The following is a 22039-nucleotide window of genomic DNA, read 5'->3' as shown; positions in this document are numbered from 1 at the left end:
GCATCCCACCATTTCAGACATTCTACTCTCCATTATACTATGCACCGGAACCCCGAGACAAACTAAAGCGACGGGCACTCCCCCGCCTGTCCGCAGAAGCCGGGCGCCAGGCGCCCGGGCCGCCCGGGCTTACCCGGCTCCCATAAGCTCAAAAAAAGGCGGCCCCGGGAATGCCGGGAGCCGCTTCAAAAGGTCTTGCTATCATAAAGGGGGGTCAATTTACACTCTTCACTATACACGTTCCATGTTGCAAAGCTGTTACAGGGCTGTTAAGGAACGATTAAATCATGCTTTGGAGCCGATTTTTTCTTTCAGTTCCTCGACGTATTTCTGGGCGGTCTCGGCGGCAATGCTGCCGTCGCCCGTAGCCGTGACGACCTGGCGGAGGGTTTTCGCGCGGACGTCCCCTGCAGCGAAGATGCCCGGGATGGACGTGTTCATTTCTGTGTCCGTCGGGATATAGCCTTGCTCATCCGTGATTCCGAGCGATTTGAACGGTGCAGTGAGCGGCACCATGCCGATATAGATGAACACGCCGTCCGTCTTGAACTCGGACTCGCTGCCGTCTTTGGTCGAGACGAGCGTCACGCCGCCGACTTTGCCGTCCTTGTCATTGATCGACTTGAGCGTGTGGCTCCAGATGAAGTCGATCTTCGGGTTGGAGAATGCGCGTTCCTGAAGGATCTTCTGGGCACGCAGCGTATCACGGCGGTGTACAATTGTGACTTTGTCCGCAAAGCGGGTGAGGTAAGCACCTTCCTCGACCGCAGAATCCCCGCCGCCGACAACGACGAGTTCCTTGCCGCGGAAGAACGCCCCGTCACAGACCGCACAGTAGCTGACCCCGCGGCCGCCGAGTTCAGATTCACCGGGAATGCCCATTTTCTTGTATTCCGCACCGGTCGTGATGATGATCGCACGGGTCTTGTATTCCTTGCCGCCCGCGACGATCGTCTTGTATTCTTCCCCGTCGCGGACTTCCTGGACGTCCCCGTATGCATATTCAGCCCCGAACTTCTTCGCATGCTCGAACATTTTGTTGGACAGGTCCGGTCCAAGGATGCTGTCAAAGCCGGGATAGTTTTCAATCTCTTCCGTGTTCGCCATCTGGCCGCCCGGAATACCGCGCTCCAGCATGAGCGTATCCATGTCCGCACGGCTCGCATAAACAGCCGCTGTCAAGCCGGCAGGGCCTGCCCCGATGATGATCACGTCGTAAATTTTTTCTTCAGCCATGGGTAGTTCCTCCTTAAGCGTTGCTTGAAGCCGCTTCTCTGTTTTTCATGCTATTCGATTCCCCGCAGGGCTTCAACTTTTCTGCCTGTTATTCCGGGAACGGAAGATAGGGGAACAGGTCGCCCACGTACTTTGTCAGCGTCTTCGGGGAAACCCCGTACGAGGCGGCGGTCTCCTTTTTCGTCGCGCGCGGATTTTTGGATGAGCGGTACATGTATTCCGCCGCTGCCGCGATCGCCGGCGGGTTCCGGAACAGATACCCGTCCGCAAGCGCCCGGCTGCAGATGAGGAACCACATTTCCAGCAGCGGTGCGTCTTCTTCCTTCAGCGGTGCGAGCCGCTCGGCCAGAAGACCCGTCGCTTCAAACACCCGGTTGTACATCGCTTCCGCAGCGGTGTTGCCCGGCAGGCGGTGGCCAAGCCCGTTCGCAAGGAAGAGCTTCTCGGCGGTCGTCATCGTTTCGACATCCGGCCAGTCGGGGTGCGTGAGGATTTCATCGCGGAGTGCCGATTTGCCCATCAGGAACAGGGCGAGCAGGCGCACGCCTTCCTCCTCGGAGTCATCCAGCCTCGGGAGGATGAACGGCAGGTCATTTTCAAGCGTCTCCGAAACTTCCCCCTGAAGCCACGGTTCTTTCCCCGCCTTGGACGGATCCATCGAGACGAGCATGGCCCAAGCCTCTTCGGCTGCCTTGTCCTCTCCGCTCAGCGAAGCGGAGTGCGCGAGCCAGAAATAAAAGCCGGGGTCCCCCTCAAATCCGATCCGCTGCAGACCCCGAAGCCAGCCGTATGCTTCCTGATGGTGTCCGACGAGCGCGAGCGTGGCGCCGAGCTTGTACCGGTGGTCGATCAGGAACGGCCGGATCTTCAGCAGGATGGAAGTGATGCGTTCCAGCGCCTCGGTATCCTGCTTGTAGTAATAGAACACCGCGAAGTTGCAGAGCGCATGGAGGTTGCCGTTGTCCCCGCGGAGCACTTCATTGAGGAGCGCCTCCGCCTGCTCGGTTTCCCCGATGTAGAAATAGGCGAGCGCCAGGTTGTTGTAAGCCGCCCAGAAATCAGGGTGCTCCCCGATCGCTTCTTCCAGCAGGTTGATCGCCTCGCGGAAATCCCCTGCCTCCATAAGACGGCGGCCCCGGTCGAGGATGTAGTCGAGCCGGCCGTCGCCTTCCTCGTCTTCCGGCATGCCGTACAGCTCGGTCTCCGCAAACTCGATGATGTCCATCGCATCTTCCCGGTACATCCCTTCCGGCGCCCGGTCAAGGTAGCGCTCGGCATAGTTCACCGCATCGCGAAGATAGCCGAGATGGGCGTGGACTTCCGACAGGAAAAAGAAGGTCTCCGGCTCTTCCGGCCCCGATTCATACGCCTGCATGAGCAGATCGCGGGCATGCTCGAAACGGCCGAGATCCAGCTCAAGGATCGCATACTGGAGCAGAATGTCAGGGTCTCCCGGGCTGAGGTCGGCCGCGCGCCGGAGGAACTTGTGGGCCTTCTCCGTCTCGTCGCGCTTCAGCGCCCGCAGCGCCTTCTGGTAATAGAACTCCCCGGTCGGTATGAAGTTGACGATTTTCTTGTTGTTGCGTTGAGGTTGATGTTTCAAGAGGATTCCTCCGGATATAAAAACAGCCGCTTCGGCCGCTTCATGGTCAATTCAGGTTTCAGCAAATCATTATACCACAGGAATGGGAGACGGGCCCTTTTCGGGGAGTTGCCGGCGGGAGGGCACCGGGATGGGCAGGACAGACAACGGGGCCATCCTGCCTCAGAATCCCATCGAACAGAAAACGCACCGCGTCATTCGGGACGGGGTGCGCCTTCTTTGTTTTTCCGTTCGGCCATCTGTTCGGCCGTGTAGATGACCTTCACGGGATTGCCGCCGGCAAAGCAGCCGGGCGGGATGTCCCGGTTGACGAGCGAGGCGGCGGAGATGATCGCTCCGTCCCCGATTTCAACGCCCGGCAGGATCGTCGTATTCGCACCGATCAGGACCTCTTCGCCGATCAGGACATCGCCGACCCGGTATTCGCCGATCAGGTATTCATGGGCCAGGATCGTCGTGTTGTAGCCGATGATCGAGTTGCGGCCGACCTGGATCCGCTCGGGGAACATGAGGTCCGGCATCGCCATGAGCGCAAACGACACCTGCTCGCCGAGCTTCATCCCGAGGAATGTCTTGTACAGCCAGCGTTTCAGGGAGACGGACGGCGTGTACCGCCCGATCTGGATGAAGACGAAGTTCTTCGCGACCTTCAGAAACGGCACTGTCCTGTAAAGGTGCCAGAGCGAATTGGCCCCTCCCTTCGCAGGATGCCGCTCGGTGCGTCTCATCTGTTCTCCGCCTGTCTGTCCACGATTTCGAGAAGATCCTTCATGCCCTGGAGCATGAAGTCCGGTTCGTACTTTGCAAGGAACGCCTCGCCCTTCGCACTCCAGGCAACGCCGGCCGTGAGTGTCCCGGCGTTCTTGCCGCCCTCGATGTCATGATAGTTGTCGCCGACCATGAGCGTACGGGCCGGGTCTGATCCGAGCATGTCCATCGCTTTTTGAAGCGGCTCCGGATCCGGTTTGGCCCGGCTCACATCGTCAAGCCCGATGACGCAGTCGAACACGTCTTCCACGTCCATGAGCTTCATGCCCCGGGCGAGCACGTCACGGCGCTTCGTCGAGACGACGGCCAGCTTGATCCCCTTCCCCTTCAGAAGGCGGAGCGTCTCCGTCACATCCGGGAACTCCGTCACCATTTCATCGTGCATCGCGGCGTTCCATTCCCGGTATTCAAGGATCAGCGTTTCCGCCATTTCCGGGTCGATCGCCTCAAACGTTTCCCGTAGTGTCGGCCCCATGAACGCCAGGCAGTCCTCCCGGTCAAACCGTCCGGGATAGTGCTTGCCGAGCACGGCCATGAACGTCTGGAGGATCAGTTCATTCGTATCAAGAAGGGTCCCGTCAAAGTCGAACAGGATCGTATCGATTTTATCTGCCATGTGTGACCACGACTCCTTTCTGCTTTGGCTGTTCCGTCCGGTTCCAGATCTTCGCCACGAACATCGTCAGCGCGAACGCAGTAACGAGCCGGATGAGGAGGAGCGGCCAGACCGGAATGCCAAGCGGCACGAAGATGAGCGTATCTTCCACGACTGCGTGGCATGCCACGAGGAAAATGAACGCGAGTGTCGCATCCTTCCGGCTGACGCCGTCTTCGCGGACCGCCTGGATCATGACCCCCGCACCGTAGGCGAGCCCGATCGTCAGGCCGGCGACGAGCGTCATGCCCGCATTCGGTCGGACGCCGATCAGCTTCGTGAATGGGCCCATCCGGTCGGACATCTTCTGCATCCAGCCGCTGTCCTTCAGGAACTGGATGGCCACCATGAGCGGAATGACGATGAGCGCGAGCTGAAGCACGCCGAATCCCGCTTTTTCCAGGCCGAGCAGCAGGACGCCTGTCCAGCCGGACGGATCGGCGGCCTCTGCCGGCGCGAATCCGTAGCGGGCCGTCTCCGCCCCGCCGTGCCAGAACAGGTTGATCAGGATTGCGGAGCCGCCCGCCAGCCCGAACCGGACAAGAAGGATGACCCACAGTTTCACGCCGACCTTCATCGCGACCCCGGACTCGATGAACAGGTTATGGGAAAACGACAGCATGACGGCGAGGATAAAGACTTCTTTCACCGACAGGTCGAGAGAGAGGATCCCGGCAATGCCGGCGTACAGATTGAGTGCATTTCCGAGAACGAGCGGGATCGCCGCTTCCCCGCGGAGTCCGAACAGACCCATGAGCGGCTCCACCAGCCCGATCACCCAGGGAAGGACCGGCGTGTGCTGGAGAATGACGATGAGAAGCGTGATCGGGAAGATGATCTTGCCGAGCGTCCAGGTGGTGCTGAGTCCTGACGACAAGCCTTTGCGAACAGATGACATGTGCTTTCCAACTTTCTGACCGGTAACCGTGAGGGACCGTTGATCTTTTGTAAAACGATGCGGCGCACGGCCGCGTTGGATGGACATGGAGACCAAAGAAAACGGACGGGCCGCAGCGGTCCGTCCGGTTGGCCCTCAGTCCTTATAGTGCGCTTCTTCTTTGAGGACGAAACGTTTGACGACGTATATGACGATCGCCAGGAACACGCCCGCAATCGAGACGAGCTGTGCCGCTTTCAGGCCGAAATACATGAGGCTGTCGGTGCGCATGCCTTCGATGTAGAAACGCCCGATGGAATACCAGGCGATATAGAACAGGAAGATGCTGCCCCGGCGGGGATTGATGCGGCGGAGCACAAACAGGATGAGGAGGAGCCCGACCACGTTCCAGAGCGATTCATAGAGGAACGTCGGATGATAGGTGACCCCGTTGATCGTCATCTGGTTCATGATCCAGTCGGGGAGGATGTTGTTCTCAAGGAACTTGTCCGACACCGGCCCGCCGTGCGCTTCCTGGTTCACGAAGTTCCCCCATCGGCCAAGGATCTGGCCGATGAGCAGGCCGGGTGCCGTGATGTCCGCCACTTTCCAGAACGAGACGCCGCGGATCCGGGTGAAGATCACCGCCGTGATGATGGCGGCGATGAGCGCCCCGTGGATGGCGAGGCCCCCTTCCCAGATTTTGAAGACGCGCGACGGATGGTCCGCGTAGAGGTCCCACTCGAACAGGACGTAGTACGCCCGTGCCCCGAGGATTGATATCGGTACTGCCCAGATGAGGAGGTCCGTCATGAAATCGGGATGCAGCCCCCGCTTCACCGCTTCCCTCTGGACGACGAGGAATGCGAGGATGATGCCGGTCGCGATCAGGATGCCGTACCAGCGCACCTCGATCGGGCCGAGAGAAAAGGCGACCGGATCGATCGCCGCTAAAGAAAATGGCATTTCGGTTTCCCTTCTTCCCTATCTATTGAGGCCGGGTGCCGCTCATGCGAGCGGGTCCTGTTCCCTGCCGATCATATCATTGAGCCGCTCCGAGAATTTCTCCGCGGCGTTCATGCCCATCGCTTTCATCCGGTGATTCATCGCCGCCACTTCCACGATCGAGGACATGTTGCGTCCCGGCCGGACCGGGACGGTAAGGCGGGTCAGCTCGGTGTCGAGGATCCGCTGCTTTTCCTCCTCCAGCCCGAGACGGTCGTAGGAACGCTGGGGATCCCAGTTTTCCAGGTCGATGATGAGCGTGATCCGCTTGTAGTTCCGGATGGCGCTTGCACCGAATAGCATGCGGACGTCGATGATGCCGAGCCCACGGATTTCGAGCAGGTGCTGGAGCAGGTCGGGCGCATTGCCGACGAGTGTGTCCTCTGCCACCTGCCGGATTTCCACGCAGTCGTCCGCGACGAGGCGGTGACCGCGCTTGACGAGGTCTAGTGCGACTTCACTTTTTCCGATCCCGCTTTTACCGGTGATCAGGACCCCCAGCCCATATATATCGAGCAGCACGCCGTGGACAGCGGTCATCGGGGCAAGCCGGTTTTCAAGGAAATCCGTCAGCTTGCTCGAGAGCTTGGTCGTCGTGAGGCCGGATGTCAGGACCGGGACCTGAGCCTCTTCCGCCGCATGGATGAGTTCGGGCGGAATCCGCATGCCGTGGCAGACGGCAAGCATCGGCGTGTCCGGCGAACAGAGCCTGCGTGCACGCTCCATTTTGTCGAGCCTCGGCAGCATCGAGAAGAACGAGATTTCGCTCCGTCCGAGCAGTTGGATCCGGTTGGCCGGATAATGGTCAAAAAACCCGGCAACCTCCAGGCCCGGACGGGAAATGTCCGTCGTCGCAATATGGCGTCCGAGCCCTTCTCCCCCTGCGGCCAATTCCAGGCCAAACCGCTCCATGACGTCTTTCACCGTTACATGATCCATCGGCTGATGCCCCCTTCCAAACCGGATGTCGCCATGACCTCTATTCTAACAAAGATTCCGGCAATGGAAAGCGGTTTTTGCCCCGGCGGCTGTGCGGGTATCCGATTGACATGGAAGCGTCTATGTAGTAGGCGGAGGTGGAGATTAAATGAAAAAAATCATGCTGGACGCCGGGCACGGCCCCGCCACACCCGGAAAACGCACGCCCGACGGCTCGATGCTCGAATTCACTTTCAACTCGGCCGTCGCCGGACTCGCCGCGGATATGCTCCGAAAAGAAGGGATCGCCGTCCGGTTCGCCCATGAGGCGGGCCGCGATGTCCCGCTGTCCGAGCGGGCAAGAAAAGCGAACGGCTGGGGCGCCGATGCATTCATCTCGATCCACGCCAACGCCTACGGCAATGGCTGGAACGATGCCTCGGGAATCGAGACGTACATTTATCCGCAGGCGCAGAAGCAGTCGGAAATCCTCGCCGGCCACATGCAGGGGGCGCTGGTCGCTGCCTGCGGCCGGAAAAACCGCGGCGTGAAGCGGGCCAACTTCGCCGTCGTCCGGGAAACCCGCATGCCCGCCGTCCTGCTCGAATGCGGCTTCATGACGAACAAAACCGAGGCCGCCCTGCTCAAAAGCGGCCGCTACCGTCTCCAGTGTGCCCGCGCCCTCACATTCGCAGTCGGGAACTGGTACTTCGGCAGAGGGCTTTAGAAAGGAGAGGGTGTCGGAGCGTGTTCGGGGAGACCGGGGGGCGTGGGAAAACTCGGGCCTGGGGTAAAACTCGGGGCCACTATAGGAGAACTCTCGACGTGTTCGGGAAAACTCACGGCTACTTCAGGGAAACTCGGACCAGGGGTAAAACTCGGACCAAGGGTAAAACTTGGGGCCACTTGAGGAGAACACACGTCGTTTACGGGAAAACTCACGGCTACTTTGGGAAAACTCGGTCCCCAGGTAAAACTCGTGGCCTCCTGAGGAAAACTCACGGCTACTTCGGTAAAACTCAGACCCCAGGTAAAACCCGGGGTCTCCTAAGGAAAACTCACGCCGTGTTCGGGAAAACTCGGTCCCCAGGTAAAACTCGGGGCCTCCTGAGGAAAACTCGCGACATGGACGGTAAAACTCACGGCTACTTCAGGAAAACTCGGACCCCAGGTAAAACTCGGGACCTCCTGCGGAAAACTCGCGCCGTGTTCGGGAAAACTCACGGCTACTTCAGGAAAACTCGGACCCCTGGTAAAACTCGGGACCCCTTTGGGGAAACTCACCGTCCGTCACTCCGCCCACAACGAAAAAAGACCGGTGCAGCTGGCATGATCGCCAGCCGCACCGGTCTCTTTCAATTCACTTTCCGATATACCCGACAATCACGGTGCCGGTCTTGGCTTCGCCTTTGACGGAGAGCGGCGGCAGGTCCGGATTGCCGCCGGCTTTCGTGAAGCGGACGGCTTTCTGGAGGAACTGCTCCTGTTCCTGGGAACGGTCAACGTCGTGGAGACGGACATCGACGCGTCCGAGGCTGGACAGGGCTTCCCCGTTCAGGCCCGCGTCCTGCGGCACATAGATCTCGACGGCACCGGATACGGCACCCGCTTCGATCTTGTAAGCTTCCGCATCGCGTGTCGTAACGACGACGTGGCCGTTCACGGAGCGGGCATCGATATCTTTGAGCATTCCGTCGATATCGATCTTGCCGTTCATCGTCTCGGCCTCGATCTTTTCACCATGGGCATCGCGGACCCGGATCGTTCCGTTGGCCGTCTCGAATTCTGCTTCCTTGAAGTGCAGGCCGGCCGCGTCGATCTTGCCGTTCGCGGCGCGGACCCGGATCTGGTCTGCAGTCAATTCGTCTTCTGCCCGGAACGCGCCGCTCAGCAGGCGGACCGACAGTTTGTGGTATTGCGCCTCAGGCACGTGGAGGACGATGTTCACCTGTGTTATCTTCCGGTCGCTTGAGATCCGGAGCTTTCCGCCATCCGTGACGAACAGGAAGCGCTCGACGAATTCCCGCTTCGCTTCTTCCTCATCCTCCGCCCGGTATGCCTTCACTTCGCACTCCGCACGGAATTCTTCGCTGTCGGATACCCGGATCTCCAGGCTTCCGAGCGACAGATCGGCTATGATTTCCTCAATGCCCTCCGCACTTTTTACGAACGTCTGGCTGAACGTCACTGGTTCTCCGAACGGCTTCTCGATGTCGAATGTCTTCACCTTGTCGACCGCGGTCTGCATGAATTCCATGAAGCGGCTGCCGAACACCGTGAAGTCCCGGCGTACGTCCTCGAGGAATTCATCCATCGAAGCCGGTCGTCCCTGACGGTTGCCGCCGCGCTGTTCCTGTTCAAACTCTTCCGCCTGTCCTTCATTGAAATCTCCCCGTACATTGTCCGGCTCCGGCGTGCTTCCGGCTGCCGGTTCTTCCTTTTCCGGCTGCGGATGGCTGTCTGCCGCGGCCTCCCGGTTGTTTTCGAACTTCTCCAAAAGACGCAGCGCCTCGTCGGCACTGATCGTTCCCTGTTCCAGCATGTCCAGAATCCGGCTTCTTTCGTCTTTCATGTGTTCGTACCTCCTTCGGCAGCGGCCCGGCCGCCATCCGTTGATAATGTTTATACGCGCGAAGTCCTCAAAAGGTTTCACCGGACAACGGCAGTAAGATCACCGGCTGCTCTCTGCCTCGGCAATCAGCGCCTCGGTCCGTCGGCGGTCGCGCTCCAGGATCGGCTTCAGGTAGCGGCCCGTATAAGAAACCGGGCTTTCCGCCACCTTCTCCGGCGTGCCGGTCGCGATGATCTGGCCGCCGCGCTCCCCGCCTTCTGGCCCAAGGTCGATGATGTGATCGACCGTCTTGATGACGTCCAGGTTATGCTCGATGACGAGGACCGTATTGCCGCCCTCGACGAGACGCTGCAGCACGATGAGCAGCTTGGAAATATCATGGGCATGCAGCCCGGTCGTCGGTTCGTCGAGAATATAGAACGTTTTGCCGTTTGACCGCCGGTGCAGTTCGGATGCGAGCTTCACGCGCTGCGCCTCCCCGCCGGAAAGCGTCGTCGCCGGCTGGCCGAGCTTCACATAGCCGAGCCCGACGTCCGCAATCGTCTGCAGCTTGCGGGAGATTTTCGGGATGTTTTCAAAGAAGACCAGTGCATCGTCGACCGTCATATCGAGCACGTCCGCGATGTTCTTTCCTTTATACCGGACTTCCAGCGTCTCCCGGTTATACCGGCGGCCATGGCATACTTCACACGGCACATACACGTCGGGCAGGAAGTGCATCTCAATCTTGATGATGCCGTCCCCGCGGCACGCCTCGCAGCGCCCGCCCTTCACATTGAAGCTGAACCGGCCCTTCTTGTACCCGCGGACCTTCGCTTCATTCGTCGAGGCGAACACATCCCGGACATCATCGAACACGCCGGTATACGTAGCCGGGTTCGACCGGGGGGTCCGGCCGATCGGCGACTGATCGATGTCGATGACCTTCTCGAGTTCCTCTATGCCGGTGATGGTCCCGTAGGCACCCGGCTTCGCCTTCGCGCGGTTCAGCTTCTGGGCGAGCGCCTTGTAGAGCACTTCGTTCACGAGGGTCGACTTGCCTGAACCCGACACGCCGGTCACCGCGATGAATTCCCCGAGCGGAATCTCTGCATCCACGCTTTTCAGGTTATTCTCTGATGCTCCCGTAATCCGGACCACCCGCCCGTCAGACGGCCGACGCTCGGTCGGAACGGGAATGAACTTCCGGCCGCTCAGGTAGTCGCCGGTGAGCGAGCCGGGATCGTTCATCACTTCTTCCGGCGTGCCCTGCGCGACAATTTCACCGCCGTGGAGACCGGCACCCGGACCGATGTCGATGAGGTGGTCGGCCGCGAGCATCGTGTCTTCGTCATGCTCGACGACGATGAGCGTGTTCCCGAGATCCCGCATGCTTTTCAGCGTGCCGATGAGCCGGTCGTTGTCCCGCTGATGAAGGCCGATCGACGGCTCATCAAGGATGTAGAGGACGCCCGACAGCCGGGAGCCGATCTGGGTGGCGAGCCGGATCCGCTGGGCCTCCCCGCCCGACAGGGTACCCGCTGCGCGGGACATCGTCAGATAATCCAGTCCGACGTTGTTGAGGAAGCCGAGCCGTTCATTGATCTCCCGAAGGATCAGCCGGGCGATCGCCTCGTCTTTCTCGGAAAGCTGAAGCGTGCTGAAAAACTCCATCGCGTCGGTGATCGAGAATGATGTCACCTGGGCGATATGGAGTCCGGCCACCTTCACCGCAAGCGACTCTTCCTTGAGACGGAAACCGTGGCAAGCCGGGCACGGGCGCTCGGCCATGTATTTCTCCATTTGTTCACGGATGTAATCGGACGTCGTTTCCCGGTAGCGGCGCTCGACATTGCGGAGCACCCCTTCGAAGTGGATATGATTGTCCCGGGTCACGCCGTATTCATTCGTATAACGGAACCGGATCCGGTCATTGCCCGACCCGTACAGGATTTTATCCAGCTGGGCGTCGGTAAGCTCGCTCACCGGCACGTCCATCGGGATTCCGTAATGCTTTGCCACCGTCTTGAGCAGCTCGGGGTAATACTGAGAGCTCGTCGGCTCCCACGGCGCAATCGCATGTTCCTCCAGCGAACGGGACTTATCGGGAATGACAAGGTCCGGATCGACTTCCAGCTTCACCCCGAGGCCGTCACATTCCGGGCAGGCGCCAAACGGACTGTTGAACGAGAACATCCGCGGCTCCAGCTCACCGATCGAAAATCCGCACACCGGGCAGGAATGATGTTCGCTGTAGAGCATCTCTTCTCCGCCGATCACATCGATCAGTGCCCGTCCGCCCGCAAGCGATGCCGCCGTCTCGAGCGAGTCGGCCAGACGTGCGCCGACATCGTCCTTGACGACAATCCGGTCGATGACGACTTCGATGTCATGCTTTTTGTTTTTATTCAGCTCAATGTTGTCGTCCAGGTCGTACAGTTCTCCGTCGACACGGACACGGACGTAGCCCTGTTTCTTGATGTCCTCAAACAGCTTGACATGCGTCCCTTTCCGTCCGGAAATGACCGGCGCCAGGATTTGCAGCCGCGTCCGTTCCGGCAATTCCAAAATGCGGTCGACCATCTGCTCGACCGTCTGGGACGAGATTTCGATCCCGTGGTTCGGGCAGACCGGCTTTCCGATCCGGGCATACAAAAGACGCAGATAATCGTAGATTTCCGTCACCGTGCCGACAGTCGACCGCGGGTTCCGGCTCGTCGTCTTTTGGTCGATCGAAATCGCCGGGGAGAGCCCTTCGATCGCATCGACGTCCGGCTTGTCCATCTGTCCGAGGAACTGGCGGGCGTAGGCGGACAGTGACTCAACATATCGGCGCTGGCCTTCCGCATAGATCGTGTCAAACGCGAGCGATGATTTCCCGGATCCCGAGAGCCCCGTCATGACGACGAGCTGGTCGCGCGGGATCGTCACGCTGATGTCCTTCAGGTTATGCGCACGCGCCCCCTGAACGACGATTTCCTGATTTTTCATCAATCCTCACCCCTCTGCTTTCAGTTCCAGTATCGTGTCACGCAGTTCCGCGGCCCGTTCGAAATCGAGCGCCTTCGCTGCGTCCTTCATTTCTTTCTCCAGCGAGGCGAGGAGGCTGCCCTTTTCTTCCTTGGTCAGCTTCTTGCCTTTTGTCACTTTTTCGACGTAAGTGACCGTTTCTTCGGTATCGTGGGTCGCACGGATCGCGTCGCGGATCTGCTTCTTGATCGTCTGCGGCGTGATGCCATGCTTTTCGTTGTACTCCATTTGGATCGTCCGGCGGCGCTTCGTCTCATCGATCGCCGCGCGCATCGAATCGGTCATCCGGTCGGCATACATGACCACCTTGCCGTTCGCGTTCCGCGCAGCACGGCCGATTGTCTGGATGAGCGAGCGTTCGGAACGGAGGAAGCCTTCCTTGTCCGCATCGAGGATGGCCACGAGCGACACTTCCGGGATATCGAGCCCTTCCCGGAGAAGGTTGATCCCGACAATGACATCATACGTGCCGAGCCTGAGCTCCCGGATGATCTCGGTCCGTTCGAGCGTCTTGATCTCCGAGTGGAGGTAAGTGACCTTGATCCCGGCTTCCTTCAGATAGTCGGTCAGGTCTTCGGACATCTTCTTCGTCAGGGTCGTGACGAGGACCCGCTCGTTTTTCCGGATCCTCTCCTGAATCTCGTCGATCAGGTCATCGATCTGGCCCTCGATCGGCCGGACGTCGATCACCGGATCAAGCAGCCCGGTCGGACGGATGATCTGCTCGACCATTTCCGGTGAGTGTTCGAGTTCGTACGGTCCCGGAGTTGCCGACACATAAATCGCTTCGTGGACGCGCTTCTCGAATTCCTCGAATCGGAGCGGACGGTTATCCAGGGCGGACGGCAGACGGAATCCGTGGTCGACCAGCACCTGCTTGCGCGCCTGGTCACCGTTGAACATCCCGCGGATCTGCGGGAGCGTCACGTGGCTCTCGTCAAGGACAAGCAGGAAGTCATCCGGGAAATAGTCAAACAGCGTATACGGCGTCGCACCCGGCGGTTTCAGGTTGAGGTGGCGCGAATAGTTTTCGATCCCCGAGCAGAAGCCCATCTCCTTCATCATCTCGATGTCGTAGCGTGTCCGCTGTTCGAGCCGCTGGGCCTCGAGCAGCTTGTTTTCTTCGCGGAGCACCTTCAGCCGCTCCTCCAGCTCAATCTCGATATTGGCGATCGCCTTCACCATCCGCTCTTCGCGGGCGACGAAGTGGGAGGCCGGGAAGATGGCAACGTGGTCCCGGTCGCCGTAGATCTCACCCGTCAGCGCATCGACCTCACGGATCCGGTCGATCTCATCGCCGAAGAACTCGATCCGGATGCAGCGTTCATCGCGCGAAGCCGGGATGATCTCCACGACATCCCCGCGCACGCGGAATGTTCCCCGCGTGAAGTTCAGATCGTTCCGTGTGTATTGTATGTCGACAAACCGGCGCAGCAGATCATTCCGGCTGATTTCCATGCCCGTGCGGAGCGAGACGAGCATCTCGCCGTATTCCGCCGGGTTCCCGAGACCGTAGATGCACGACACCGACGCCACGATGAGGACATCGTTGCGCTCAAACAGCGCAGAAGTGGCCGCGTGGCGCAGCTTGTCGATCTCATCGTTGATGCTCGCGTCTTTTTCGATGAATGTATCGGTCTGGGGCACATACGCCTCCGGCTGATAATAATCGTAGAAACTTACGAAATACTCGACCGCATTGTTCGGGAAGAATTCCTTGAACTCGCTGTAAAGCTGGCCGGCGAGCGTCTTGTTGTGAGCCATGACGAGCGTCGGCTTGTTCACTTCGGTGAGCACATTGGAAACCGTGAACGTCTTCCCCGTCCCGGTCGCCCCAAGCAGCGTCTGATGTTTGCGTCCCGCCTTGATGCCGCCGACAAGCTTCTCGATCGCCTTCGGCTGATCGCCCTGCGGCGTATACGGCGCCTTCAAATCGAATTTCTGGACCATGGTCTGTCCCCTTCCAGTTTTCACGTTCATTGTGTCACTATCCTACCATATTCCCCTTCATTTCACGAACAAAAAGCGAACAGGTGTTTTATCATCTGTTCGCCTTGCGGTTTTGATTGAATTTTCGATTGGATCGGTAAATTTGACCGGGCATCGGGGCTGGAAAAGACACCGCACTCCCTGCTGTCTTTCCTGTATGACCGGTTGCCCGAATGGCGGCCAGAGCCCGTTCTCACTGCCGGACTTTGGACGTTTCCCCGTCCGCCAATGTGATCTCGACGATGTGGAGACCTTTTTCGCTGACGCGCGACGGGAAGCGTTCGACCAGCCGCTGTTCGTGAATCGGGATGACGCGGGTCGGATCCCGGTCGACGAGGGTCATCATTTTGTCCGTGGCGAGCAGGAGGTTCGTCTGGCTCCCCGAAGCCAGCCCTACAGGAACATAGACGCCGTCCCCGTCTCTGCCCTCTGCGTTGTCAAAGACGTAGACGAGGTCGCCGGCCAGTATCCAAGAGTCTTCCGTGCCGGTTTCCCCGTTTTTCACCCGGACAAACTGGGATCCGAACGTATGCGTATCGAATGCGGCAAACAGATCGATCCCCGGAAGAACATCTTCCCGGTCCCCGTCGATCAACACGAGCCGGCCGTCCCTAGCCAGTTCCGCCCCGCGGATGATGTCGCCCGGATCCATCGCACCCATCAGCCAGCCGAATTGCTCAGGGAGCGACATGGCCCACATCCATTTTGAAATCTCCCTTTCCTGGAGATAGAACGTGGCATTCGGAAAGTCTTCGATGTTTCCGAAGTGATCGAAATGGGCGTGGGTTACGAACACGGTATCCACGTCTTCCGGTTTGACGCCCACTTCATCCAATACCACTTTCGGGCTTTGCCAATTCTTCACGCCAAATCGGTCCGCGAGCACTTTCCCGTATTCTTTGTTATTGAACCCCACGTCCACCAGGATGGTGCGGCCCTTTCCCTTGATCAGGACATAGCAGTAGGGCAGCTTGACATACCCCTCGTTGTGGGCGCCGTAAATTACGCCGCTCTTATGGTAATCCGGCACGTAAGAATACTCCAAAACCCAGATTGAATAGTCCTTCATGTTCAGCCCTCCGATATGTTTTAATGACCGCATGCGCAGCTTGAGTTTAATTCCACCATGTCCAGGCCCAATTCAAAGTTCGACGCGCTCTTCAGGCTTTCGTTTGCCATTTTCAGCAAATACAGCAGCTGATCCGACTGGTCTCTTTTCAGGTGCAGGACCTGCTCGGTCAGCACGAACCGCCGGAAGATCTCTCTTAAACAAGACAGGGCGTCCAAGAGATGCTGATGATGTCTGCTGACCCCGGCCGGTACCGGAAGGCTCCTGGTCTCTTCATCGGCCTTGTCCAACAAATCTTTCGCCGCGGACAACGAATGAAAGACCTCCCTGCCCCCGCCGAGGGAAGCGCTTTCCGACAAGATGATGCAACCGCTTACAAATTGGATGATCTTCTTCACCGAGTTGAACTGGCTTCGGGCCAAAACGAAATACCGGGCCAGCCTTTCCGATTCCTGCGGAGTCCAGCTGTAAGCCGCCAGCGATTCCCTGCTGACTTTCCCTGCGTTCACCTCATCGATCAGACGCGATGTATCGCGGTCCAGACTGATCATGCCTTCACCTCTTTCTTTTTAAAACCGAATGCTGCAGGCATTTATCCCGGACTGTTTGAATACGTATGCAAAATGAATTAACAGAAATGATAGTAACATACTGAAACCGCTTGTCAATTCATCCGTTCCGGCCATCCTCCCCTTCCGGACAGGGCCATTCGCATTCATGCACGCGAGGCCCGGCCCCGGAACACACACGAAGGCACATGAGATTGCGTCATCCACCCACAATAAAACCGCCCGCTCACAGGGCAATTACTTCCCTGACGCGGACGGTTCCGGGTCTTCGTTTGGCTTCAAGAGTCTTTCCTCCAATAAGTCTGTCGTGTCAATCCGTCATGACGCAATCGTCATCGAGGGTTTTCAATTGAGCGGTGTAGTCGAGGAAGCCCGCTTCATCCTTGCGGTCGAGCGCCTCGTCGATCATGCGATGCAGACGTTCCCTCATCTGCTCGCGGTGAACATGCTTGAGGAACAGATCCATGTAAATGTCATTGAGCAGCTGCTCTCCCTGGCTGGCACGGCCCTTGCCGACGGCCTTCAAAAACTCTGCGTACGAATAATACTGTTCCATTCCCTTCACCACCTGGCTCTTTTTCCTATTATATATGCTGAAGGCGGACGGATGCAACCCCATTTTTCGAAATTTCCCCATTCGCTGTTTATTCTAAATAATGAGGATAAAGTCTTGTTTTATTTCCATAATCAACTATAATAGGATGTATGATGACTTTGGAGGGGGAGCGGCCATGGAAATCAAAAAATTGACATCTCCATATTACATTACTTTTGAAACGCTTTCACTGGAGCCGACATTCGTGGACGGAAAGCCATACACGCTCGTGACTGAAAAGAAAGAGCAGTTCCTGCTCGAAAGAAGGCCATTGTACAACCTGAAGCAATCCTGTGAGCTGTACGGAACCACTCTTCGCCAGGCGGTTCAAACTTCGAGCCGGCTGATCGGGAACCACCATAAAGTTCCGGTCCTCATTGTCCAGGATCTCGGAATGCCCTGTATCCTCATGCCCACCCTCTCCCCGCAGTCCGAAGCGAACATCTGGATCGCCCTGCACGGCATCGATGATTACTGGGGGGACTCCGCCGGATGCGAAGTTCGCCTGGAAAACGGGATGATCATCGATGTGGACGTGTCGATCCAGACAATGAACCGTCAGTACGCGCTCTCCTGCCGCCTTGACAAGAAGTTCTCGCGAATGCAATATTTCCTTCGCCACCCGGGATTCAACCGGGAGTACACCTAGCGCTACATACAGATCGCCCGGTCCCCCATCGTCAGGTACACCCCGAGCAGCTCCTCCGACCGGTTCCGCAGCCGGACGTTCAGGTAGCGGCGGCGGTCCTCATATCCCTCGTGGATGAATACATATTCCGTGAACAGGTCATCATGGTCCCCCTTGATGAGTTTCATTGACCGGCGGCGCATGTACAGCCGGGATTCCTTCAGGTCCTTCTGCACGAGCTTCTCGGCCTCCGCCACCATGGCGAGGTACGGGCGCTTGAGCTTGAACGGGCCTGCTTCGAATGCCTTCCGGTCCCGCTCCAGGACGATGAGCAGCATCGGCAGGTAGATCAGGTTTTCAAAATGGGGCAGCGCCTCCGACGGGATGAGCGGCATGGTCCCTTCCCTCCTTTTCTCAAAAGAAAAGAACGTTTGTTCGTATTTCTATCTTACCCCAACCGGCCGTTTTTATGCAACGCCCTTTTTCTTCCGTCCGGTGGCGGAATTTGGCGCATCATGGTATGTTCTACTAAACAGGGGATTTCATAAGGGGGAATTTTTCAAATGGAAACCATCCGCTACGAACAGAAGGGCCATCTCGGCATCGTCTCGCTCGACCGGCCGTCCGCCATGAACGCGTTCAACTATGACCTGATCACCGAACTCGGACAGGTCGTCGAATCGATCCGCATCAATCCGGACATCCGGGTCGTCATGATCACCGGGTCGGGGGACCGGGCGTTCAGCGTGGGGGCCGATCTGAAGGAACGCCGCACGCTGCCCGACCAGCACGTCAAACGGAATCTGTTCAAAATGGGCGAAGTGTTCACCGCCATCGAGAACCTGCCTCAGCCGACGATCGCCGTCCTGAACGGCTACGCATTCGGCGGCGGGATGGAACTGGCGCTGACGTGTGATTTCCGCGTGGCAAGCGAACAGTCGGTGATGGGCCTCACCGAAACGGGCCTCGCAATCATCCCGGGCGCCGGCGGCACCCAGCGCCTGCCGAGGCTCATCGGCCAGGCGAAGGCGCTTGAACTGATCCTGACCGCGAAACGGATGACGGCACAGGAAGCGCTCGAGTACGGGGTCGTCACGAAAGTCGCCCCGCCTGAGGCACTCTGGGAAACAGCCGGCGCCCTCGCGGATGCCCTCCTGGCAAATGGCCCGGTCGCCCTGCAGCAGGCGAAATTCGCCGTCCGCCACGGCATGAACGCCGACCTGCAGACCGGCCTCGCGATCGAGCGCAAGGCGTATGAAGTGACGATCCCGACCGAAGACCGGGTCGAAGCGCTGAATGCATTTGCGGAAAAGCGGAAACCGGAATTCAAGGGGAAATAAAAAAGCACAAAAAACCGCCTGACGATCCATGTCGGCGTTTTTTTGCAAGGCTTTCGGAACTTATCCATCCTTCTCCCGTATACAGAGGACCACCAACTACAGGAGGCTCGGGAACGATGAAGCAGAAGAGACGAAAGAACGGGCCCGGGACCGGATTCCGCCTCACCGATGCCCTGCTGGAAATCCTGTCCTGGTTCCCCCAGCTGTTCCTCTGGCCGCTGCGGCTCGTCTGGATGGCGCTGCAGTTCGGCGCCAGGTCCATCGGCCGTTTGTTTGATTCCTTCTGAACACCAAATCAAAGCGGTGCCGCCAACCGGGATTATCCGGATGCCGGCACCGTCTTCGTTTGTGTCCGGGCCATTTGCCGTATCGCCTGGCGGCTATACCCAAAGAAGGAACAGCCCCATCAGCAGGAAAGAGACGACGGCGACGAACAGGCTGTAAGCGTTTGACGACAGCCGGACAGCCTCCGGATAGATTTCCTTCGTGGCGATCCGGTAGATCATCCCGACCGACAGGCTGATCAAAAATGCGGACAGCCGCTCATGCTGGAGTCCGAGCATTTCTCCGAAAACCGCCCCTGCCCCGACGGGAAAAGCGATCAGGAACGTAATCATGAACATCGCCACGAACTTCAATCCCGCGGCCACAAGCGGCATGAACAGGATCATGCCTTCCGGAACGTTATGCAGGACGAGAGTCTGCATCAGCGAAGCGCTCATCTCGACCGGATCGCCGGCAGCCATCATGATGCCGATCGGAAAGTTATGAATGATGATGGCGAGCGTCAACAAAAAAACCGGCTTGTCGGTCTTTCGGCCGGATGGTCGGGTCGGAAAATGGAAAACGAGATGGATCATCCAGAAGAGGAAGAGTCCGGCCAGAAAACCTGCGGCAACCGTTGCCCAGCCGCCGTACTCGAGAACTTCAGGAACGATTTCAAACCCCATCATCCCGAGGATCGCCCCTGCACAGGCCGCGTAAAGAGTCCCCGTGCTTCTCCTGTATCCATTCATCAGGATCGAGATGAGTCCGCCGATCCCCGCGCCCACAAACGTCGTCGCAAAACCTGTGATCCAGATGGGCGTCATTGATCCCTTCCTTCACTGAGGATAGCTATATGTATGTGATCCGGCCGCAGGCTATGTGGGATGGAAGCCGGCTCCGGCTGGATTAAAGGCCGTGCCGAATCGGCAGAGTGAAATAGTAGCCAGTCGGCAGGGTAGACATCAAGAAAGGCGGAAACCGAAACCGTTTAAAGATCCAGACCGTATACACTAACAATGAGTCAATCTGACTTTCCAATCGAAAAAGAAAGGGTTTGATTTTATGGGACTCCCCTTGTTCGCTTCACTGATCATCAACATTGGATTGTTGTTCATCGTATTTGGCCAATCCAAGAGAATCAAGACATTGCGAGAAGAGAACAAACGAACCCTGCCCTATGAAAAAGATCAAGAGCTGATCAAATTGGTACGAGAAAAAATCAACACGGTCGGGGACATCAAAACCGTGAAGTTTTTGAGAGAGACAACAGGCATGTCGATGATTGATGCCAAGCAATTCGTGGACGAAATGAAAAATCAATAATCCGGCTCCGTCCACTCATACCACAGATTGAAACACAGTACTCCCCAACCTCTCATGGCCCCTGATAAGTAAATCCACATCCAATAAAATGAAATCCGGCTCTTTGTTCATTAGAGAGGCCTGAGATCCCCAAGATGCTAATGGACGAGCATGCCCTTTAGCGTCTCTCTTGTGCCTAAAAAAGCCTGATCACAAGTCCCTTTGTAATTCTTCTCAACGACGGCGCAAGATCAAAAGCCAGAAACCAACTGAGGACAGCTAGATGCAGGCTATGCAGCATGGTTGCCGCTTCCCGCAGATTAGGGGCGGCATCGAAAGGGAACGGATTAAGATACCGCCGGAAATGCGTAGAGGAGGAGAAAAACATGAGCTCCATGGAATCCATCAAAGAGTCGATGTTCACGGACGCATTCAGAAAAGATCCCTATCCCGCCTATGCGGCGCTCCGAGAAAAAGAGCCGGTCTTCCGGAAGCTCCTGCCCGACGGAAATTATGCCTGGTTCATCACCCGCTATGAAGAGGCCGTCGATGCACTGAGAGACCCGAGATTCATCAAGGATTTTTCGAAGCTATACGGAGGCTCTCCGGAATACAAAAGCATCTTCACCCAGAACATGCTGTTCGCGGACATGCCGGAGCATAAGCGGCTGCGCCAGCTCGTCTCCAGTGCATTCACCCCGAAAATGATTTCCGCCATGCAGGGCCGGATCCAGGAGATCACGGATGAGCTGCTCGACGACATGCAAGGAAAGGACACGATTGATCTCATCGACGACTTTGCCTTCCCGCTGCCGATCATCGTCATCTGTGAAATCCTCGGCATCCCCGCCGAGGACCGGGACAATTTCAGGATCTGGTCCAACACGATGATCGAAGGATCAAACGGAGCATACGCCGAAAACATCGGCGAGCATATGCAGGCGTTCACGGAGTATCTCGGAAGGCGCTTTGCCGAGCTGAGGGCAAACCCGTCGGACGACTTGATCAGCCGGCTCATCATCGCAGAAGAACAGGGCGACCAGCTGACCGAGCAGGAGCTGTACGGCGTCGTCTCCCTGCTCATTATCGCCGGGCACGAGACGACGGTGAACCTGATCGGCAACGGGGTCCTCGCCCTGCTGGAGCACCCGCGTCAGCTGGAGCAGCTCAGGGAACAGCCCGGTCTCATCAAGAAGGCGATCGAGGAAATCCTCCGGTTCAACGGCCCGGTGGAGTACAGCACGTCCAGATGGGCCGGAGAAGACCTGGAGTTCGGGGGACGGAAGATGGCCAAAGGCGACCTCGTCATCGTCATCCTCAACTCCGCTGACCGGGATCCGGACAAGTTCGACGACCCGGACGTCTTCGACATCACAAGAAAGAAAAGTGTCCATCTCGCCTTCGGCTTCGGCATCCATACGTGCCTCGGCGCCCCCCTCGCCCGTCTGGAGGGAGAAATCGCGATCAGCGGTTTCTTCAGCCGCTTCCCCGACTGCCGATTGCATGCGGATCCGGACGAGCTGGAATGGCGGCCCGGCATGATTGTGAGAGGCGTGAAAGAACTGCCTGTCGTGCCGGGGAATTGAAGGCAGCACCCGCACCCGCTCCGGGTGCTTTTTTGATTCAGCAAACCATGC

Annotated in this window: 21 protein-coding genes; 6 read left to right on the top strand and 15 right to left on the bottom strand. The window is 58.0% G+C overall.

What is annotated here, in order from left to right; genetic code table 11:
- Nucleotides 1–285: 285 nt before the first annotated feature.
- From trxB to hprK, 7 genes are all read right to left on the bottom strand, one after another.
- On the bottom strand, nt 286–1236 hold the full coding sequence (trxB, locus tag B0B07_RS12925; RefSeq protein WP_076759506.1) for a thioredoxin-disulfide reductase: 951 nt from the start codon (nt 1234–1236) through the stop codon (nt 286–288).
- A gap of 88 nt (nt 1237–1324) precedes the next feature.
- Entirely contained in the window at nt 1325–2839 is a 1515-nt protein-coding gene (locus tag B0B07_RS12920; RefSeq protein ID WP_076759504.1) for a tetratricopeptide repeat protein, read from the bottom strand.
- 194 nt (nt 2840–3033) lie between these two features.
- On the bottom strand, nt 3034–3567 hold the full coding sequence (locus tag B0B07_RS12915; RefSeq protein ID WP_076759502.1) for an acyltransferase: 534 nt from the start codon (nt 3565–3567) through the stop codon (nt 3034–3036).
- Entirely contained in the window at nt 3564–4223 is a 660-nt protein-coding gene (gene ppaX, locus B0B07_RS12910) for a pyrophosphatase PpaX (RefSeq protein WP_076759500.1), read from the bottom strand. The genes B0B07_RS12915 and ppaX overlap by 4 nt, the downstream gene beginning before the upstream one ends.
- Nucleotides 4213–5160, bottom strand: coding sequence for a nucleoside recognition domain-containing protein (locus tag B0B07_RS12905; protein ID WP_076759498.1), 948 nt, complete (start codon nt 5158–5160; stop codon nt 4213–4215). The genes ppaX and B0B07_RS12905 overlap by 11 nt, the downstream gene beginning before the upstream one ends.
- A 135-nt stretch (nt 5161–5295) precedes the next feature.
- Nucleotides 5296–6105, bottom strand: a complete 810-nt coding sequence (gene lgt / locus B0B07_RS12900; protein ID WP_076759496.1) for a prolipoprotein diacylglyceryl transferase — start codon at nt 6103–6105, stop codon at nt 5296–5298.
- 42 nt (nt 6106–6147) lie between these two features.
- On the bottom strand, nt 6148–7083 hold the full coding sequence (gene hprK / locus B0B07_RS12895) for an HPr(Ser) kinase/phosphatase (protein ID WP_076759494.1): 936 nt from the start codon (nt 7081–7083) through the stop codon (nt 6148–6150).
- Between the two features lie 148 nt (nt 7084–7231).
- Here hprK and B0B07_RS12890 point away from each other — a divergent pair, with 148 nt between their 5' ends.
- The gene (locus B0B07_RS12890; protein ID WP_076759492.1) at nt 7232–7789 is read left to right on the top strand and encodes an N-acetylmuramoyl-L-alanine amidase family protein; all 558 of its coding nucleotides are present in this window, start codon (nt 7232–7234) and stop codon (nt 7787–7789) included.
- A 633-nt stretch (nt 7790–8422) separates the two neighbouring features.
- Here B0B07_RS12890 and B0B07_RS12885 read toward each other — a convergent pair.
- From B0B07_RS12885 to B0B07_RS12860, 6 genes are all read right to left on the bottom strand, one after another.
- A complete protein-coding gene (locus B0B07_RS12885; protein WP_076759490.1) occupies nt 8423–9634 on the bottom strand; it encodes a DUF4097 family beta strand repeat-containing protein in 1212 nt (403 codons plus the stop codon).
- A gap of 99 nt (nt 9635–9733) precedes the next feature.
- Nucleotides 9734–12604, bottom strand: a complete 2871-nt coding sequence (gene uvrA / locus B0B07_RS12880) for an excinuclease ABC subunit UvrA (protein ID WP_076759488.1) — start codon at nt 12602–12604, stop codon at nt 9734–9736.
- A 6-nt stretch (nt 12605–12610) separates the two neighbouring features.
- The gene (uvrB, locus tag B0B07_RS12875) at nt 12611–14593 is read right to left on the bottom strand and encodes an excinuclease ABC subunit UvrB (RefSeq protein WP_076759487.1); all 1983 of its coding nucleotides are present in this window, start codon (nt 14591–14593) and stop codon (nt 12611–12613) included.
- Between the two features lie 232 nt (nt 14594–14825).
- Entirely contained in the window at nt 14826–15701 is an 876-nt protein-coding gene (locus B0B07_RS12870; RefSeq protein ID WP_076759485.1) for an N-acyl homoserine lactonase family protein, read from the bottom strand.
- Between the two features lie 20 nt (nt 15702–15721).
- On the bottom strand, nt 15722–16252 hold the full coding sequence (locus B0B07_RS12865) for a hypothetical protein (protein ID WP_076759484.1): 531 nt from the start codon (nt 16250–16252) through the stop codon (nt 15722–15724).
- A gap of 328 nt (nt 16253–16580) precedes the next feature.
- Nucleotides 16581–16826: an IDEAL domain-containing protein gene (locus B0B07_RS12860; protein ID WP_076759482.1), complete on the bottom strand. Its 246-nt coding sequence runs from the start codon at nt 16824–16826 to the stop codon at nt 16581–16583.
- Nucleotides 16827–17001: 175 nt separating this feature from the next.
- Here B0B07_RS12860 and B0B07_RS12855 point away from each other — a divergent pair, with 175 nt between their 5' ends.
- Nucleotides 17002–17514 (top strand): competence protein ComK, encoded by a 513-nt coding sequence (locus B0B07_RS12855; protein WP_076759481.1) that lies wholly within the window; start codon nt 17002–17004, stop codon nt 17512–17514.
- Between the two features lie 2 nt (nt 17515–17516).
- Here B0B07_RS12855 and B0B07_RS12850 read toward each other — a convergent pair whose 3' ends face one another.
- Entirely contained in the window at nt 17517–17888 is a 372-nt protein-coding gene (locus B0B07_RS12850) for a YhjD family protein (protein ID WP_076759479.1), read from the bottom strand.
- 168 nt (nt 17889–18056) lie between these two features.
- On the opposite strand from B0B07_RS12850, the gene B0B07_RS12845 reads away from it, so the two are divergent.
- Together B0B07_RS12845 and B0B07_RS15295 are read left to right on the top strand one after the other, a co-directional pair.
- Nucleotides 18057–18833 carry an enoyl-CoA hydratase-related protein gene (locus tag B0B07_RS12845; RefSeq protein WP_076759477.1) on the top strand — a complete coding sequence of 259 codons (777 nt, stop codon included), beginning with the start codon at nt 18057–18059 and terminating at the stop codon, nt 18831–18833.
- Between the two features lie 116 nt (nt 18834–18949).
- Complete coding sequence (locus B0B07_RS15295) at nt 18950–19120, top strand: hypothetical protein (RefSeq protein ID WP_159438449.1); 171 nt, start codon at nt 18950–18952, stop codon at nt 19118–19120.
- Between the two features lie 93 nt (nt 19121–19213).
- Here B0B07_RS15295 and B0B07_RS12840 read toward each other — a convergent pair whose 3' ends face one another.
- Nucleotides 19214–19924, bottom strand: coding sequence for a ZIP family metal transporter (locus B0B07_RS12840; protein WP_076759475.1), 711 nt, complete (start codon nt 19922–19924; stop codon nt 19214–19216).
- A gap of 238 nt (nt 19925–20162) precedes the next feature.
- Here B0B07_RS12840 and B0B07_RS12835 point away from each other — a divergent pair, with 238 nt between their 5' ends.
- The gene (locus tag B0B07_RS12835; protein WP_076759474.1) at nt 20163–20423 is read left to right on the top strand and encodes a hypothetical protein; all 261 of its coding nucleotides are present in this window, start codon (nt 20163–20165) and stop codon (nt 20421–20423) included.
- Between the two features lie 365 nt (nt 20424–20788).
- Nucleotides 20789–21988: a cytochrome P450 family protein gene (locus B0B07_RS12830; protein WP_076759472.1), complete on the top strand. Its 1200-nt coding sequence runs from the start codon at nt 20789–20791 to the stop codon at nt 21986–21988.
- The last annotated feature ends 51 nt before the right edge of the window (nt 21989–22039 follow it).

It is taken from the genome of Edaphobacillus lindanitolerans, assembly GCF_900156305.1.
In the GTDB taxonomy this organism is placed as follows: domain Bacteria; phylum Bacillota; class Bacilli; order Bacillales_A; family Planococcaceae; genus Bhargavaea; species Bhargavaea lindanitolerans.
This window is presented reverse-complemented; position numbering and strand designations above follow the sequence as displayed.

Excerpts from the sequence above, each read along its gene's own strand:
- trxB (WP_076759506.1), bottom strand. The coding sequence starts at position 1,236 with ATGGCTGAAGAAAAAATTTACGACGTGATCATCATCGGGGCAGGCCCT.
- B0B07_RS12915 (WP_076759502.1), bottom strand. The coding sequence starts at position 3,567 with ATGAGACGCACCGAGCGGCATCCTGCGAAGGGAGGGGCCAATTCGCTC.
- ppaX (WP_076759500.1), bottom strand. The coding sequence starts at position 4,223 with ATGGCAGATAAAATCGATACGATCCTGTTCGACTTTGACGGGACCCTT.
- B0B07_RS12905 (WP_076759498.1), bottom strand. The coding sequence starts at position 5,160 with ATGTCATCTGTTCGCAAAGGCTTGTCGTCAGGACTCAGCACCACCTGG.
- lgt (WP_076759496.1), bottom strand. The coding sequence starts at position 6,105 with ATGCCATTTTCTTTAGCGGCGATCGATCCGGTCGCCTTTTCTCTCGGC.
- hprK (WP_076759494.1), bottom strand. The coding sequence starts at position 7,083 with ATGGATCATGTAACGGTGAAAGACGTCATGGAGCGGTTTGGCCTGGAA.
- B0B07_RS12890 (WP_076759492.1), top strand. The coding sequence starts at position 7,232 with ATGAAAAAAATCATGCTGGACGCCGGGCACGGCCCCGCCACACCCGGA.
- B0B07_RS12885 (WP_076759490.1), bottom strand. The coding sequence starts at position 9,634 with ATGAAAGACGAAAGAAGCCGGATTCTGGACATGCTGGAACAGGGAACG.
- uvrA (WP_076759488.1), bottom strand. The coding sequence starts at position 12,604 with ATGAAAAATCAGGAAATCGTCGTTCAGGGGGCGCGTGCGCATAACCTG.
- uvrB (WP_076759487.1), bottom strand. The coding sequence starts at position 14,593 with ATGGTCCAGAAATTCGATTTGAAGGCGCCGTATACGCCGCAGGGCGAT.
- B0B07_RS12870 (WP_076759485.1), bottom strand. The coding sequence starts at position 15,701 with ATGAAGGACTATTCAATCTGGGTTTTGGAGTATTCTTACGTGCCGGAT.
- B0B07_RS12865 (WP_076759484.1), bottom strand. The coding sequence starts at position 16,252 with ATGATCAGTCTGGACCGCGATACATCGCGTCTGATCGATGAGGTGAAC.
- B0B07_RS12860 (WP_076759482.1), bottom strand. The coding sequence starts at position 16,826 with ATGGAACAGTATTATTCGTACGCAGAGTTTTTGAAGGCCGTCGGCAAG.
- B0B07_RS12855 (WP_076759481.1), top strand. The coding sequence starts at position 17,002 with ATGGAAATCAAAAAATTGACATCTCCATATTACATTACTTTTGAAACG.
- B0B07_RS12850 (WP_076759479.1), bottom strand. The coding sequence starts at position 17,888 with ATGCCGCTCATCCCGTCGGAGGCGCTGCCCCATTTTGAAAACCTGATC.
- B0B07_RS12845 (WP_076759477.1), top strand. The coding sequence starts at position 18,057 with ATGGAAACCATCCGCTACGAACAGAAGGGCCATCTCGGCATCGTCTCG.
- B0B07_RS15295 (WP_159438449.1), top strand. The coding sequence starts at position 18,950 with ATGAAGCAGAAGAGACGAAAGAACGGGCCCGGGACCGGATTCCGCCTC.
- B0B07_RS12840 (WP_076759475.1), bottom strand. The coding sequence starts at position 19,924 with ATGACGCCCATCTGGATCACAGGTTTTGCGACGACGTTTGTGGGCGCG.
- B0B07_RS12835 (WP_076759474.1), top strand. The coding sequence starts at position 20,163 with ATGGGACTCCCCTTGTTCGCTTCACTGATCATCAACATTGGATTGTTG.
- B0B07_RS12830 (WP_076759472.1), top strand. The coding sequence starts at position 20,789 with ATGAGCTCCATGGAATCCATCAAAGAGTCGATGTTCACGGACGCATTC.